This window comes from Curtobacterium flaccumfaciens UCD-AKU (assembly GCF_000349565.1).
Lineage (GTDB): Bacteria > Actinomycetota > Actinomycetes > Actinomycetales > Microbacteriaceae > Curtobacterium > Curtobacterium poinsettiae.
The window spans coordinates 26,925-41,513 of sequence record NZ_KB714618.1; the positions used below are offsets into that span (position 1 = coordinate 26,925).

15 protein-coding genes and 2 tRNA genes are annotated in these 14,589 nt (G+C 71.6%); 14 read left to right on the forward strand and 3 right to left on the reverse strand.

Annotation, left to right across the window (positions count from 1 at the left end; translation table 11 throughout):
* Nucleotides 1-79 precede the first annotated feature (79 nt).
* The 6 genes from H489_RS28295 (at nt 80) to H489_RS28320 (ending at nt 2,931) form a co-directional block, all read left to right on the forward strand.
* On the forward strand, nt 80-715 hold the full coding sequence (locus H489_RS28295; protein ID WP_017887135.1) for an MBL fold metallo-hydrolase: 636 nt from the start codon (nt 80-82) through the stop codon (nt 713-715).
* 325 nt (nt 716-1,040) lie between these two features.
* Nucleotides 1,041-1,116: transfer RNA gene (locus H489_RS28300), tRNA-Glu, on the forward strand.
* A gap of 33 nt (nt 1,117-1,149) precedes the next feature.
* A tRNA-Glu gene (locus H489_RS28305) sits at nt 1,150-1,225 on the forward strand.
* A gap of 271 nt (nt 1,226-1,496) precedes the next feature.
* Entirely contained in the window at nt 1,497-1,943 is a 447-nt protein-coding gene (locus tag H489_RS28310; protein WP_017887136.1) for a fluoride efflux transporter FluC, read from the forward strand.
* A complete protein-coding gene (gene crcB / locus H489_RS28315) occupies nt 1,940-2,329 on the forward strand; it encodes a fluoride efflux transporter CrcB (protein ID WP_017887137.1) in 390 nt (129 codons plus the stop codon). The genes H489_RS28310 and crcB overlap by 4 nt, the downstream gene beginning before the upstream one ends.
* The gene (locus H489_RS28320; RefSeq protein WP_017887138.1) at nt 2,326-2,931 is read left to right on the forward strand and encodes a histidine phosphatase family protein; all 606 of its coding nucleotides are present in this window, start codon (nt 2,326-2,328) and stop codon (nt 2,929-2,931) included. The genes crcB and H489_RS28320 overlap by 4 nt, the downstream gene beginning before the upstream one ends.
* Before the next feature lie 308 nt (nt 2,932-3,239).
* Here the strand turns inward: H489_RS28320 and H489_RS28325 are convergent, their stop codons facing one another.
* The gene (locus tag H489_RS28325) at nt 3,240-4,307 is read right to left on the reverse strand and encodes an FUSC family protein (RefSeq protein ID WP_017887139.1); all 1,068 of its coding nucleotides are present in this window, start codon (nt 4,305-4,307) and stop codon (nt 3,240-3,242) included.
* Nucleotides 4,308-4,509: 202 nt separating this feature from the next.
* Here H489_RS28325 and leuC point away from each other — a divergent pair, with 202 nt between their 5' ends.
* The 6 genes from leuC (at nt 4,510) to H489_RS28355 (ending at nt 10,995) form a co-directional block, all read left to right on the forward strand.
* Nucleotides 4,510-5,967, forward strand: coding sequence for a 3-isopropylmalate dehydratase large subunit (gene leuC, locus H489_RS28330; RefSeq protein WP_017887140.1), 1,458 nt, complete (start codon nt 4,510-4,512; stop codon nt 5,965-5,967).
* Complete coding sequence (gene leuD, locus H489_RS28335; RefSeq protein ID WP_017887141.1) at nt 5,967-6,563, forward strand: 3-isopropylmalate dehydratase small subunit; 597 nt, start codon at nt 5,967-5,969, stop codon at nt 6,561-6,563. Before leuC ends, leuD begins: the two co-directional genes overlap by 1 nt.
* On the forward strand, nt 6,563-7,930 hold the full coding sequence (gene murA / locus H489_RS28340; protein ID WP_031259726.1) for a UDP-N-acetylglucosamine 1-carboxyvinyltransferase: 1,368 nt from the start codon (nt 6,563-6,565) through the stop codon (nt 7,928-7,930). Before leuD ends, murA begins: the two co-directional genes overlap by 1 nt.
* A gap of 5 nt (nt 7,931-7,935) precedes the next feature.
* The gene (locus H489_RS28345) at nt 7,936-8,760 is read left to right on the forward strand and encodes a lysophospholipid acyltransferase family protein (RefSeq protein ID WP_017887143.1); all 825 of its coding nucleotides are present in this window, start codon (nt 7,936-7,938) and stop codon (nt 8,758-8,760) included.
* Between the two features lie 79 nt (nt 8,761-8,839).
* Nucleotides 8,840-9,853 (forward strand): NAD(P)H-dependent glycerol-3-phosphate dehydrogenase, encoded by a 1,014-nt coding sequence (locus tag H489_RS28350; RefSeq protein WP_031259730.1) that lies wholly within the window; start codon nt 8,840-8,842, stop codon nt 9,851-9,853.
* Between the two features lie 59 nt (nt 9,854-9,912).
* Nucleotides 9,913-10,995: a D-alanine--D-alanine ligase family protein gene (locus H489_RS28355; RefSeq protein ID WP_017887145.1), complete on the forward strand. Its 1,083-nt coding sequence runs from the start codon at nt 9,913-9,915 to the stop codon at nt 10,993-10,995.
* 9 nt (nt 10,996-11,004) lie between these two features.
* Here H489_RS28355 and H489_RS28360 read toward each other — a convergent pair whose 3' ends face one another.
* Complete coding sequence (locus H489_RS28360; protein ID WP_017887146.1) at nt 11,005-11,487, reverse strand: DUF3515 family protein; 483 nt, start codon at nt 11,485-11,487, stop codon at nt 11,005-11,007.
* 24 nt (nt 11,488-11,511) lie between these two features.
* Here H489_RS28360 and thiL point away from each other — a divergent pair, with 24 nt between their 5' ends.
* The gene (gene thiL, locus H489_RS28365) at nt 11,512-12,507 is read left to right on the forward strand and encodes a thiamine-phosphate kinase (protein ID WP_017887147.1); all 996 of its coding nucleotides are present in this window, start codon (nt 11,512-11,514) and stop codon (nt 12,505-12,507) included.
* Nucleotides 12,508-12,609: 102 nt separating this feature from the next.
* Here thiL and H489_RS28370 read toward each other — a convergent pair whose 3' ends face one another.
* Nucleotides 12,610-13,170: an RsmD family RNA methyltransferase gene (locus H489_RS28370; protein WP_017887148.1), complete on the reverse strand. Its 561-nt coding sequence runs from the start codon at nt 13,168-13,170 to the stop codon at nt 12,610-12,612.
* A 98-nt stretch (nt 13,171-13,268) separates the two neighbouring features.
* Between H489_RS28370 and H489_RS28375 the strand changes: the two genes are divergently transcribed.
* On the forward strand, nt 13,269-14,589 hold a 1,321-nt coding region (locus H489_RS28375), incomplete at its 3' end, for a DEAD/DEAH box helicase (RefSeq protein WP_017887149.1).

Genomic DNA, 14,589 nt, shown 5'->3' on the forward strand with positions numbered 1-14,589 from the left:
GGAACGTCGTTCCGAGTCGACGCAGCCCCAGCGGCCCTCCCTCGCTCGGCTCGGCTCGGCTCGGCGTAGCCTCGCCCGCATGGAGGTCACGAAACTCGAACACGCCTGCCAGATCATCACCGAGGGCAACACCCGCCTGGTGCTCGACCCGGGCAACTTCACCCGCCCGGTCGACGTCACGGGTGTCGTCGCCGTCGTCGTGACCCACGAGCACCCGGACCACGTCACGTCCGAACAGCTGCACCGGATCCTCGCCGCCGACCCCGACGCCGTGGTGTTCGGCCCCGAAGGCGTCCGCGCGGCGCTCGCCGACTCCGGCATCGCGGTCGAGGTCGTGACCGACGGCGACCACCGCACCGTCGGCCCGTTCGAGCTCTCCTTCCACGGCACCCGACACCAGCTCATCCACTCCTCGGTGCCGATCGTCGACAACACCGGCGTGCTCGTGAACGGCCGGCTGTTCCACCCGGGGGACTCGTACACGGACCCGGGCGTCCCCGTCGAGGTCCTCGCAGCGCCCGTCGGGGCACCGTGGCTCAAGGTCGGCGAGATGATGGACGCCGTCGCCGCGATCGCGCCGTCCCGCGCGTACCCGATCCACGAGGCCACGCTCTCCGACATCGGCTACGACATGCACACGGGGCGGCTGCGCGAGGCCGTCGAACCCGCGGGGTCGCTCGTCGTGCTGCGGCCGGGGGAGTCGCTCACGATCTGACCGCGCGGGCGGACGGGAGGCCCGTGGCGGGCCCGCCCCGCGCCTCCCTTCCGAGGGGCGGTCGCGTCCACGGCCGCGCGACCGATGCGTGCGCATGTTGCGACAGAACGCGCGTCGTTCGACGGGTGTTTCGTCGCTCGATGCGCACGCAACGGATGCGTGTGCAGGTTGCGACAGAACGCGCGTCGTTCGACCGGTGTTCTGTCGAAATCTGCACGTGCAGCGAGCGCCGTATGCCGGGCGCAGCACGACGGCGCACCCGGGCGACACGCCCCGTTTTGGTGCGGATGCAGGGCTTGTGCAATACTTGTCGAGTTGTCGGAACGGCCCCATCGTATAGCGGCCTAGTACGCTGCCCTCTCACGGCGGTAACGCGGGTTCGAATCCCGCTGGGGTCACCACAGGTGACATGCTCCGAGTCCGACAACAGCCGCGGCCCCATCGTATAGCGGCCTAGTACGCTGCCCTCTCACGGCGGTAACGCGGGTTCGAATCCCGCTGGGGTCACCAGCACACGAAACCCCCGTCGAGCTCCTGCTCTGCGGGGGTTTCTTCGTCCCCTCCGACAGGCGGTGTCGACCCGGCTCGGCACATGTGCGCATCCACAGACCGTCCAGGTGCGGGCGATCGCGGGCGCCGCGGGTGGGGCGGTACGCTGTCGACGTCGCCAGACCCGGCAGTGGGGCCTGCCGGACCCAACCGCGCACCAGCCGCCAACGGTCCCTATCCCGAACACCGCACGCGCGGAGACGATCCGGCGTGCTCGGCGATAGGAGTACCGATGACCGATGAGCGCCCACCACACCTGCGATGGGGCTTCATCGCCCTGGTCGCCCTCGGCGGCGCGATCGGGACCACCGTCCGCGCACTGCTCGCTGCGGCGTTCCCCGCACACGACGGCATCAGCTGGACCATCCTGGCGATCAACGTCGTCGGGGCGTTCTGCCTCGGGTTCCTGCTCGACGCGCTCGCACGCCGCGGCGCCGACGTCGGTCGTCGTCGCGCGGCCCGGCTGTTCGTCGGCACCGGCGTCCTGGGCGGCTTCACGACCTACAGCACGCTCGCGGACGACACCGCGCAGCTGCTCGACCTCGGCCGGTGGACGGCCGGCAGCGGGTACGCCCTGCTGTCGGTCGTGCTCGGACTCGCCGCGGTCGTCCTCGGTCTCTGGGTCGCCGCGGCCACCCGGCCCCGCACCCGCCCGGAACCGCTGCAGGACGCCCGATGAGCCCCGTCGAACTGCTCCTCGTCGCGGTCGGCGGGGGAGCAGGCGCCGCGCTGCGCTTCGTGCTCGACGGGCTCGTCAAGGGCCGCGTGGCCCGTTCGCGGTTCGTCGGGTTCCCGGTCGGCACGCTGCTCATCAACGTGTCCGGGTCGCTCCTGCTCGGCGTGCTGACGGGCCTCGGACAGGCCGGCACCGTCCCCGCCTCGACGGTCGCGGTGCTCGGGACGGGCATGATGGGTGGGTACACGACGTTCTCGACGGCGAGCGTCGAGACCGTACAGCTCCTCCGATCCGGCAAGACCCGGCTCGCCGTCCTGAACGGCCTCGGGATGCTCGTCGTCTCGGTCGGCGCAGCTGCGCTCGGCCTCTGGATCGGAAGGAACTCATGACCTCGGAACGCCCCGGCGAACTCGTCCTCGTCCGTCACGGAGAGACGGAGTGGTCGAAGAGCGGGCAACACACCGGCCGCACCGACATCCCGCTCACCGACAACGGCGTCGAGCAGGCGAAGCGCGCAGGCCGGTACCTCGGGGACCGGTCGTTCGCGCTGGCGCTGTCGAGCCCGCTGCAGCGCGCCCGCGACACCGCACACCTGATCGGCGTCGAGCCGGAGCTCGACGAGGACCTGTACGAGTGGGACTACGGCGCGTACGAGGGCCTCACCACCCCGCAGATCAAGGTGCTGCGCCACGGACCGTGGGACCTGTGGACCGACGGCGTCCCCGCCGGCGACACCCCCGGTGAGAACGCCGCCGAGGTCCGGGTCCGCGTCGAGCGCATCCTGAACCGTGCCCGTCCGGTGCTCGCCGAGGGCCACGACGCCGTGTTCATCGCGCACGGCCACGTGCTGCGGGCGCTCGGCGCCGCGTGGATCCGGCTCGCACCGCAGGACGGTGCCGTGCTGAAGCTCGGCACCGCCTCGGTCAGCGTCCTGGGCTACGAGCACGGCCGCCCCGTCATCGACGCCTGGAACATCCAGCCGCGCGACTGACGCGCTGGTGGGGCGTGCGGTGCTCACGAAAGCGACAGACCCGCGGCACCCGGTGCGGTCCCGTCCGCGAGGGCGACAGACCTCCGCGGTTGTTCCGCAGCGATCTGTCGCTTTCGCAGGGCGCGGTGGTCGTGACCACGGACGGACGGGAGGCCCGTGGCGGCCCCGCCACGGGCCTCCCGTCCGTCGTCCGCGCCCGTTCCTTCCCCTGTCACGCGCGATGGCAGGCGGAATCGGGCATTCCTGGTCGGAAGGAATGACCGGGTACGCCCGGTTCGACCAGGGACGCCCGATTCGACCCGGGTGCGTCAGACCGTGCGGATCGCGCTCGTCGCACCGAGGGCACGGCCGCGCCGGCGCTCGATCGCACGCCCGACGAGCAGCAGCCCCACGCTGACCACGGCACCGAGCACGGTCTGCGCGATCCGGTCGAGCGCGAGCAGCTGGGGCGCCTCGGGCAGGCTCAGCCACGAGACCGCCAACGCAAGCGGGGTGAGGAACAGCAGGCACACGGCGTAGTTCCGGGCGACGAAGATCTCGGCGAAGAACTGCCCGACGACGGCCAGCACGACGATCCACCACGCCGCCGGTTCGAGCAGCAGGACGCCGACCGCGACCACGGTGCCCCCGATCGTGCCGACCACACGCTGCCCGGCGCGGACGACGGTGTGCCGCTGCCGGATCGCCGGCAGCGTCGACACCACCGCGATGACGGCCCAGTACGGGTGGCCGAGTCCGGGGATCGACTCCGCGACCGCACCGGCGACGAGTGACCCGACGACGTTGAGCCCGACGGTCTCCCACAGGGCCGGGGTCCCGAGGACCGCGAGCGAGCGGTGCTTGCGGTCGGCCAGCGGGCGGAACCGGTGCGGGGCGTGCGGGTGGAACACCCGGCGGAGCACCGAACCGGACATCGCGACGAGCCAGGCCCAGACCACCGAGCACACGATGATCGTCGCGACGAGCGGGACGTCCGCCGGACGCATCGGGACGAGTGCGGACACGACGAACGCGAACACCGGGAAGATCGGCTGAGCGGGGATCGCCCGGAGCGCGGAGAGGGTGCAGACCGCGACCACCAGGACGACGACGAGACCCACAGCCTGCAGCCAGAGCGGCGACCCGACGAGCCCGACCCCGATGCCGGCGAACATGCAGAGCGTCTGCAGTGCACCCGCGACGCCGGTGGTGACGGCACGCTGCCGGTAGGGCTCGGTCGCACCGAAGATGGCGGTGAACCCGGCGAACATGGCGAAGGCGGCGTACCCGGGCATCCCGAGGGCGATGAGCAGCGCGAGCGGTGCGCCACCGGCGATCGCGGCGCGGGCCGCGCCCTCGAGGTTGATGGTCCGGGTCGAGTGCGCAGGTGTCGTCATGTCGTCCCCATCCTCCCACCGCGACAGGTGTCGGGGAGTCGCCCCGGGCCTCCAGGCCGCGCCGTCACGGGGTGACGGGCGTGCGACGGCGGGGTGACGGGCCCGCCACGGGCGGGGTGCCGCGCGTTGGTATACCAATGGTAGAGTCGCCTGATCGTGCCGCGGTCGCGGCGCAACGACGAGGACGAGGAGGGCCGGGCTCATGGGAAAGACGCTCGCCGAGAAGGTGTGGGACGACCACGTCGTGGTCAAGGGTGAGGACGGCAACCCCGACCTCCTCTACATCGACCTCCACCTCGTGCACGAGGTGACGAGTCCGCAGGCGTTCGACGGCCTGCGGCAGGCCGGTCGGCCGGTCCGTCGCCTCGACCTGACGATCGCGACCGAGGACCACAACACCCCGACGCTCGCCATCGACCGCCCCATCGCGGACCCGACGAGCCGGATCCAGATCGAAACCCTCCGTCGCAACTGCGAGGAGTTCGGCGTCCGCCTGCACTCCCTGGGTGACAAGGAGCAGGGCATCGTCCACGTGGTCGGCCCGCAGCTCGGCCTGACCATGCCCGGCATCACCGTGGTCTGCGGCGACTCGCACACCAGCACCCACGGGGCCTTCGGCGCGATGGCCTTCGGCATCGGCACGTCCGAGGTCGAGCACGTCCTCGCCACGCAGACCCTGCCGCTCAAGCCGTTCAAGACGATGGCGATCACGGTCGAGGGCACGCTGCGCCCCGGGGTGACGGCGAAGGACATCATCCTGGCCGTCATCGCGAAGATCGGCACCGGCGGCGGCCAGGGCTACGTGCTCGAGTACCGCGGCTCCGCGATCCGCGCGCTCTCGATGGAGGGGCGCATGACGATCTGCAACATGTCGATCGAGGCCGGTGCCCGCGCCGGCATGGTCGCCCCCGACCAGACGACCTACGACTACGTGCAGGGCCGCGACCACGCCCCGACCGGTGCGGACTGGGACGACGCCGTCGCCTACTGGGAGACCCTCGCCACCGACGACGACGCCGTGTTCGACGCCGAGGTGTTCATCGACGCCGACGACCTCGAGCCCTTCGTCACCTGGGGCACGAACCCCGGCCAGGGCGTCTCGCTGTCCGAGAACGTGCCGGACCCGTCGAGCTACAGCGACCCCAACGACCAGGCCGCAGCACGCCGAGCCCTGGGGTACATGGACATCACCGCCGGCACCCCGATGAAGGACATCGCCGTCGACGCGGTGTTCATGGGGTCCTGCACGAACTCGCGCATCGAGGACCTGCGGGCCTTCGCGTCGATCATCAAGGGCCGCACCAAGGCCGACGGCGTCCGGGTGATGGTCGTGCCCGGCTCCGCCCGCGTCCGGCTCGAGGCCGAGGCCGAGGGGCTCGACAAGGTGTTCACCGAGTTCGGCGCCGAGTGGCGGTTCGCCGGCTGCTCGATGTGCCTCGGCATGAACCCGGACCAGCTGGCACCGGGGGAGCGCTGCGCGAGCACCTCGAACCGCAACTTCGAGGGGCGCCAGGGCAAGGGCGGCCGTACGCACCTGGTCTCGCCGCTCGTCGCCGCGGCCACCGCGGTGCGCGGCACGCTGTCGAGCCCGTGGGACCTGGAGACCGACGACGAGATCGCGGCGGCGACGTCCGCCACCGCCACCGAGGGGACCTTCTGATGGACAAGATCACCACCGTCACCGGCATCGCGGCCCCGCTCAAGCGGTCCAACGTCGACACCGACCAGATCATCCCCGCGGTCTACCTGAAGCGCGTCACGAAGACCGGCTTCGAGGACGCCCTGTTCTCCGGGTGGCGCCAGGACCCCGACTTCGTCCTCAACCAGGAGCGCTACCAGGGCGCCCGCGTCCTGATCGCCGGCCCCGACTTCGGCACCGGGTCGTCCCGCGAGCACGCCGTCTGGGCGCTCCGTGACTTCGGCTTCTCGGTCGTGATCTCGCCCCGGTTCGCGGACATCTTCCGGGGCAACGCCGGCAAGCAGGGCCTGGTCACCGCGATCGTGACCGAACCGGAAGTCGAGCGGCTGTGGGCCGTCATCGAGGCGAACCCGGGCGTCGAGGCGACGGTCGACCTCGTGACGCAGCGCGTGTCGCTGGGGGATGTGGACGTCCCCTTCGAGATCGACGCTTACACTCGTTGGCGGTTGATGGAAGGGCTCGACGACATCGGGCTCACCCTCCGTGACGAGACCTCGATCACGGAGTTCGAATCCCGCCGCTCCAGTTGGCGGCCGAAGACATTGCCGGTGAAGTAGTGAACTCTCTCGTACAGGACGCAGCGGCCGCAGGGGCGCGCGTGGGCCTCACGTCGGACGAGATCGTCATCCGCGGGGGCAAGCCCCTCGTGGGGCGCATCGAGGTCCGTGGGGCGAAGAACCTCGCGACCAAGGCCATGGTGGCGTCGCTGCTCGGTGACACCCCGTCGATCCTCCGTGACGTGCCGGACATCTCCGACGTCAAGGTGGTCCGCGGGCTGCTCGAGGTGCACGGCGTGCGCATCACCGATCCGGCACGAGGCGAGCTCATCCTCGACCCGTCGCGCGTCGAGTCGGCGCACTTCGCCGAGATCGACGCCCACGCCGGCTCGAGCCGCATCCCGATCCTGTTCTGCGGCCCGCTGCTGCACAAGCTCGGCGAGGCGTTCATCCCCGACCTCGGCGGCTGCCGCATCGGCGACCGCCCGATCGACTTCCACCTCGACGCGCTCCGCGCCATGGGCGCGGTCGTCGACAAGCAGGTCAACGGCATCCACCTGACGGCCCCGGACGGCCTGACCGGCGCCTCCATCGAGCTGCCGTACCCGAGCGTCGGCGCCACCGAGCAGGTCCTGCTCTCGGCGACCCTCGCCAAGGGCGTCACGGAGCTGCGGAACGCCGCGATCGAGCCCGAGATCATGGACCTCATCGCGATCCTGCAGAAGATGGGCGCCATCGTCTCGGTCGAGCCGAACCGCGTCATCTTCATCGAGGGTGTCGAGTCGCTCCGCGGCTACACACACCGTGCGATCAACGACCGCAACGAGGCCGCGAGCTGGGCCTCTGCAGCGCTCGCCACCAACGGCGACATCTTCGTCGAGGGTGCGAACCAGCAGGAGCTCATGACGTTCCTCAACGTCTTCCGCAAGGTCGGCGGCGGGTTCGACATCCAGGAGGACGGCATCCGGTTCTACCGCGAGCTGGACACCCTGAAGCCCGTCGTCATCGAGACCGACGTGCACCCCGGCTTCATGACGGACTGGCAGCAGCCGCTCGTCGTCGCGCTGACGCAGGCCGACGGCCAGAGCATCGTGCACGAGACCGTCTACGAGAACCGCTTCGGCTTCACCGACGCCCTGAACGAGATGGGTGCCGACATCGTCGTGCACAAGGAGGGGCTCCCCGGCCACGACCGCCGTGTCGCCCGCCGACCGTTCGAGCAGGCTGCCGTCGTCACCGGGCCCACGAAGCTGCACGCCGCGAACGTGCGCGTCCCCGACCTGCGCGGTGGCTTCAGCCACCTCATCGCGGCGCTGACCGCCGAGGGTGAGTCGCACATCACCAACGTCGGCATCATCAGCCGCGGCTACGAGCACTTCATCCCGAAGCTGCGCAAGCTCGGCGCCGACTTCGACTTCGCTGGGTAGGCACCGTGCGGGCTGAAGGCAAGGGCGACGGTCTGGAGGCCCGTGGCGGCTCCGACGCGCAGGTCGCGACCGGCATCCCCGTGCGTGGGCGCCGGTGGCGCCGCGGCGAGCTGAACACCGCGTTCCGCATCGTCGCCTCCATCGTCATCCCGACGTTCCGGTTCTCGGCGCGCTACCACTGGCACGGCCCGAACCGCCTGCCGGCCGAGGGCGCATTCGTGCTCGCGCCGAACCACTTCACGAACATCGACCCGCTGGTCGTGGGCACCGCCGTGTACATCTCGAAGCGGGCGCCGCGGTTCCTGGCGAAGGCGTCGCTGTTCACGGTCCCCGTGGTCGGCAAGCTCATGTCCGGCATGGGGCAGATCCCGGTCGAACGCTCCGGCCGGACGCGTCTGAGCGACCCGCTCGGCGGCGGCCGGTCGCTCGTCGAGCAGGGCGGGGCGATCATCGTCTACCCCGAGGGCACGCTCACGCGCGACCCGGACCTGTGGCCGATGCGCGGCAAGACGGGCGCGGTCCGGATCGCGCTCGAGAACGACGTCCCGATCATCCCGATGGCCCACTGGGGCACGCAGAACATCATGGCGCGGTACGGCAAGAAGCTCCGGCTGTTCCCGCCGTCGCGCGTCGACGTGATCATCGGCGACCCGGTCGACCTGTCGGCGTACCGCGGTCGGCCGATCGACCAGCAGATGCTCGGCGAGGCCACCGAACTCGTCATGCGCGAGATCACCGCGCTGCTCGAGGTGCTCCGTGGTGAACGGGCACCCGCGACCCGCTGGGACCCGGCGGCGAACAACCAGAAGGAGACCGGCCGGTTTGAGTGACCTCCGCCCCCACGACGACCGACCCGACCCCGCTGCGGCGGCTCCCGGGGCCTTCGACACCGCTGCGATCCGGGTGGTCATGCAGTCGACCGACAAGCCCCGGGTGGCCGTGATCGGTGCCGGCAGCTGGGGCACCACGTTCGCGAAGGTGCTGGCCGAGGGCGGTGCGTCCACCGTGGTGTGGGCCCGGCGCCCCGAGGTCGCCCGCGAGATCACCGAGACCAAGCGCAACTCGGACTACCTGCCCGGCATCAACCTGCCGCGCACGCTGACCGCCTCGACGTCCCTTGAGCGCGTGCTCGACGGTGCCTCGCAGGTGTACGTCTCGGTGCCCTCGCAGACCCTGCGCTCCAACCTCGCCGCGATCCGCGAGCTGCTGCCCGCCGACGTGCCGGTCGTCAGCCTGATGAAGGGCGTCGAGAAGAGCACGGGGCTGCGGATGAGCGAGGTCCTGCTGCAGGGCCTCGGCATCGACCAGGACCGCATCGCCGTGGCCAGCGGCCCGAACCTGGCGCTCGAGATCGCCCGCCGGCAGCCGACCGCCGCCGTGGTGTCGTCGTCCTCGCTGGAGACCGCCACCGACGTCGCCGCCGTCGCGACGAACCCGTACTTCCGGTCGTTCATCAACACCGACGTCATCGGCACCGAGTTCGGCGGCGTGCTGAAGAACCTCATCGCCGTCGCGATCGGCATCGTCGACGGGGTCGGCTACGGCGAGAACACCAAGGCCTCGATCATCACCCGCGGCCTGGCCGAGATGACCGACTTCGCGGTGTCGCTCGGTGCGCAGTCGTCCACGCTGTCCGGGCTCGCGGGCCTCGGCGACCTCATCGCCACGTGCCAGTCGCCGCTGTCGCGGAACAACACCGCCGGGCGGCTGCTCGGTCAGGGCTACCGGTTCGACGAGGTCGTCCGCCAGATGAACCAGACGGCGGAGGGGCTGGCCTCGGTCGCCCCGATCCTCGAGCTGGCCGCGGCGAACGGTGTCGACATGCCCATCGTCAGCCAGGTCGGCGAGGTCCTCGCCGGTAGGCTCGATCCGCGCAACATCGCGCCGCACCTCACCGAGACCGACGAGCCGCAGGGCGAGTGACCGGTCCCGCACCGAGTCACGAAGGGACTCCCGTGCCCACGATCCCCGAGGGAACCCCCATGCCCAGGACCACCGTCGCCGTGCTCTTCGGCGGTCGATCGAGCGAGCACGAGATCAGCTGCGTGACCGCAGGCGGCATCATGGACGTCGTCGACCGGTCCGAGTACGACCTGGTGCCGATCGGGATCACCCAGGACGGTGCCTTCACGCTGCAGTCCGACGACCCGGCGCAGTGGACGATCCGCGACGGCGCGCTGCCGACCGTGCCCGACAACGGCACGCGGATCGCGTTCCCGACGTCCCCGGCCACGAACGAACTCGTCGTGTCGCACCCCGACGGCACCGTCACCGCGATCCCGGTCGACGTGGTGTTCCCGATCCTGCACGGCCCCTTCGGAGAGGACGGCACGATCCAGGGCCTGCTCGAGATCGCCGGGCTGCCCTACGTCGGCGACGGCGTGCTCGCGAGCGCCCTGGCCATGGACAAGCACGTCGCCAAGGCCGTGCTCGAGCACGCCGGGCTGCGGGTCGCCCCGTGGACAACAGTGCTCCGCCGGCAGTGGGCGGCCGACCCGGTCGACGTCGCCGAGACGGTCGCCGCACACGGCTGGCCGCTGTTCGTCAAGCCGGCCCGAGCGGGATCGAGCATGGGCGTCTCACGCGTCGACGACCCCTCGCAGCTGGGTGCCGCCATGGACCTGGCGTTCGAGCACGACTCCAAGGTCATCATCGAGCCGCGGGTGATCGGCCGCGAGGTCGAGGTGGCCGTGCTCGAGGGGCGCGACGGTGCGCCGCGGACGAGCCTGCCCGGCGAGATCGTGGTGGCCGAGGACGGCTTCTACGACTTCGCCTCGAAGTACCTGGGCGGCGACGAGTCGCTGCTCTGCCCGGCCCCGCTGACCGAGGCGCAGACCGACGAGATCCGCTCGATCGGCGCGCGCGCGTTCGAGGCCATCGGCGGTTCGGGCCTGGCCCGTGTCGACTGCTTCCTGACCGACGACGGCTTCGTCGTGAACGAGGTCAACACGATGCCGGGCTTCACGCCGCTGTCGATGTACCCGCGCTGCTGGGCGGCGTCGGGCGTGTCCTACGGCGAGCTGGTCACCGAGCTCATCGAACTGGGTCGCGCCGCCGTCCGCTGACCAGGTCGGTCAGCCCTGCACGTCCGCCGGGTCGAGGCACTCGTGTCCGTCCTTCGGCAGCGACGACACGGCGTCGGACAGCTCCTGCACGACCGACGTGGTCTTCGTCGAGTCGACGACGACCTGCACGGCCGGCGACCGTCCGAACGTGGTGAAGACGACCTGGTCGCCGCGGTCGTCGCGGATCCAGTCGACGCCGCCCTGCGAGAAGCACGGCAGGTCGGACACGGTGGGCACGGCGACGCCGCAGTGGTAGATCGCCACCTCGGGGTCGCCCCAGGCCGCCGTGGCCTGTGCGTTCGTGTTCCGCAGGTCGAACTTGGAGCCCACGGTCGCGGGCAGTCGGACCTGCACGGCGGCACACGCTGCGGCGTCGGCCGACGGCGCTGCGGTCATCGAAACGGCGTTCGTGCACCCGGTCAGCCCGGCGGCGAGGGTGATCACGACCCCGACGATCGCGAGGGTCCGAGGGGTGCGGCGCGCGGTGTCCATCGCCGTCCAGGCTACCGTTCTCGTGTGGACGCGACGGACGACGCCTGGACCGGACCGACGGTGGGGGAGCTCGGCGAACTCGTCGTCCTCGACCGGATCACGAGCCGCCTGCCGACCGGGACGCCGATCCTCGGCCCCGGTGACGACTGCGCGGTGGTGGCAGCACCCGACGGTCGGTTCGTCGTCACGACCGACATGATGGTCCACGGTCCGGACTTCCGGTGGGCATGGTCGTCGCCGACGGACGTCGGGTGGAAGGCCGCCGCCACGAACCTCTCCGACGTCGCGGCGATGGGTGCGGTGCCGAGTGGCCTCGTGATCGCCCTGGCCGCGCCGCAGGACACCCCCGTCGCGGTCCTCGAGGGCATCGCCGACGGCTTCCGGCTCGCCGTCGACGCGCTCGCGCCGGGGTGCGGGGTGGTCGGTGGGGACCTCTCCACCTCGGCCACGTTCACGGTCACCGTCACCGCCTTCGGGGACCTGCGCGGCCTCGCACCCGTGCTGCGGTCGGGCGCCGGGGTCGGTGACGTGCTCGCGGTGTCCGGCGAGACGGGTCGTGCCGCACGTGGGCTGTCCCGGCTGTTCCGCGACGGCGTGGACGACCGGGGCGAGCCGGACCGCGCAGCGACCGTGACGAGCGGCGCCGACACGGACCCCGACGTCGGACGGCAGCGTCGCCCGGTACCGCCGATCGCCGACGGCCCGCTCGCCGCGCAGACGGGGGCCACCGCGATGCTCGACCTGTCGGACGGCCTGGCGATCGATGCCGGCCGGATGGCACGCGCGAGCCGCGTCACGCTGGAGATCGACGCCGAGGCCGAACTCGACGACGCCGCGCTGCACGGCGGCGAGGACCACGGACTCCTCGCCACGTTCCCGGCCGACGTCGTCCTGCCCGGGGGCTTCCGCCGCATCGGCGTCGTGCGGGAGCGTGGCGACGCAGACCTGTTGCGCGCCGGCTCCCCGGTGCCGACGACCGGCTGGGACCCCTACGCCGACTGGGACGGCGCCGCCGGCTGACCCGGCTGACCCGATCCGGTCGGTGCAGGACCGTGTTGCGACAGGACACGCGTCGTTCGACACGTGCACTGTCGCAGAGCGCGTGCACAGGCGCACCGCGCCTCAGTCGGCGGCGACGGCCTCCCACGCGACGGTCTCGCCGTAGCTGCGCTTGCTGAACGGCGCGAGCCCCGTCGGCCAGGTGGGTTCGGGGGAGCGCTTGCTCCGCTCGACCACGACGACGGCGTCGGGAGTCAGCTTCGGCGCCAGCGCCTCGAGCACCTCGGCGAGCTCGTGCTCCGTGACGTCGTAGGGCGGGTCGATGAACACCAGGTCGAAGGTGCGGACGGTTCCGCGCAGGTACCCGAGCACGGGCTGCGGCTGCACGTCGATCCGGACACCGGGGATCCGCTGCTGCACCGCCTTCGCGTTCGCCCGGCACGCCTGCGCCGCTGCGGACGCCCGGTCCACCAGGACCACCTCGACGGCCCCGCGCGATGCCGCTTCGAGCCCGAGCGCGCCCGTGCCCGCGTACAGGTCGGCCACCGACGTGTCCTCGACCAGTCCCCGCGCCTCGAGCGACGAGAACAGCGCCTCACGCACGCGGTCGCTCGTCGGCCGGGTGCCGGACTTCGGCACGCGGAGCGTCAGGGAGCCGGCGGCGCCGGCGATGATGCGGGTCATGCAGCCACCGTATCGGCCCGGCGGGTCCGTTCCGGCGTTCTCCACAGGCCCGTTCGGGAGGCGCGGGTGGGGTCGGTCGTGCCCGGTACCGTTGGACCGTGGTCACCTCCGGAACCCCCGCTGCGCCGGCCGCGCCCGACCTCGGTCCGGCGCCGCTCGACGCGCGGCTCGCGAACGTCCTCGGCGGTCGGACGGCGACCGCGATCGAGAAGGCCTTCGGCTACCGCACGGTGGGGGAGTTCCTCGAGCACGCGCCGCGTCGGTACGCCGAGCGTGGTGCGCTGACGGCCCTCGACTCGCTCGCGATCGGCGAACCGGTCACCATCGTGGCCGAGGTGGTCGACGTCCGCGAACGCACGATGCGCGCGCGTCGTGGCTCCATCCTCGAAGCGAAGATCGGTGACGGCAAGGGGCTGCTCACCCTGACGTTCTTCAACCAGGGATGGCGCACGAAGGACCTCGTGCCCGGCGCCCGCGGCATCTTCTCCGGCAAGGTCAGCGACTACCGCGGTGCCCGGCAGCTCGCCCACCCGGACTACGAGCTGTTCGACCCGGACGACCCACGGGCCACCGCCGACCCCGGTTCCGACGAAGCGATCCGGTGGTCGCGCCAGCCGATCCCGATCTACCCGGCGACGGCCTCGCTCACCTCGTGGCAGATCGCGAAGTCCATCGGCATCGTCCTCGACACCCTGCCGGACCTGCCCGACCCCGTGCCCGCGTCCGCGCGGTCCCGGCTCGACCTCGTGCCGTTCCGCCGGGCTCTCGAACTGCTGCACCGCCCCGAGAAGGTCGCCGACTTCAAGCGCGCGCAGGACGCCCTGCGCTACCGCGAGGCGTTCGTGCTGCAGACCGCCCTGGTGCAGCGCCGGATCGCGGCCCGTCGCACCGCGGCGACGCCGCGTGTGGCCGCTCCCGGTGGCATCCTCGAACGCTTCGACGCCACCCTGCCCTTCACGCTGACCGACGACCAGCGTGCCGTCGGTGCCGACATCGACCACGACCTCGCCCGTACCTGGCCCATGCACCGCCTGATCCAGGGTGAGGTCGGGTCCGGCAAGACCCTCGTGGCGATCCGGGCCATGCTCACCGTGGCCGAGTCCGGCGGGCAGTCCGCGCTCATCGCCCCGACCGAGGTGCTCGCGGCGCAGCACCTGCGGTCCATCGTGAAGTTCCTCGGTCCGGACCTGGCGGCCGAACTCCGACCGGTGATCCTGACGGGGTCGCAGTCCACCGACGAACGCCGTCGTGCCCTGCTCGCCGCGGTGTCGGGCAGCTCACGGCTGGTCGTCGGCACCCACGCCCTCCTGGGCGACCGGGTGGACTTCGCCGAGCTCGGGCTCGTGGTGGTCGACGAGCAGCACCGCTTCGGCGTCGAGCAGCGCGAGGCCCTCCGCACCAAGGGCACGACCCCGCCGC

Excerpts from the sequence above, each read along its gene's own strand:
- H489_RS28325 (WP_017887139.1), bottom strand. The coding sequence starts at position 4,307 with ATGACGACACCTGCGCACTCGACCCGGACCATCAACCTCGAGGGCGCG.
- H489_RS28355 (WP_017887145.1), top strand. The coding sequence starts at position 9,913 with ATGCCCAGGACCACCGTCGCCGTGCTCTTCGGCGGTCGATCGAGCGAG.
- crcB (WP_017887137.1), top strand. The coding sequence starts at position 1,940 with ATGAGCCCCGTCGAACTGCTCCTCGTCGCGGTCGGCGGGGGAGCAGGC.
- leuD (WP_017887141.1), top strand. The coding sequence starts at position 5,967 with ATGGACAAGATCACCACCGTCACCGGCATCGCGGCCCCGCTCAAGCGG.
- H489_RS28370 (WP_017887148.1), bottom strand. The coding sequence starts at position 13,170 with ATGACCCGCATCATCGCCGGCGCCGCCGGCTCCCTGACGCTCCGCGTG.
- H489_RS28295 (WP_017887135.1), top strand. The coding sequence starts at position 80 with ATGGAGGTCACGAAACTCGAACACGCCTGCCAGATCATCACCGAGGGC.
- leuC (WP_017887140.1), top strand. The coding sequence starts at position 4,510 with ATGGGAAAGACGCTCGCCGAGAAGGTGTGGGACGACCACGTCGTGGTC.
- H489_RS28310 (WP_017887136.1), top strand. The coding sequence starts at position 1,497 with ATGACCGATGAGCGCCCACCACACCTGCGATGGGGCTTCATCGCCCTG.
- H489_RS28320 (WP_017887138.1), top strand. The coding sequence starts at position 2,326 with ATGACCTCGGAACGCCCCGGCGAACTCGTCCTCGTCCGTCACGGAGAG.
- H489_RS28360 (WP_017887146.1), bottom strand. The coding sequence starts at position 11,487 with ATGGACACCGCGCGCCGCACCCCTCGGACCCTCGCGATCGTCGGGGTC.
- H489_RS28350 (WP_031259730.1), top strand. The coding sequence starts at position 8,840 with ATGCAGTCGACCGACAAGCCCCGGGTGGCCGTGATCGGTGCCGGCAGC.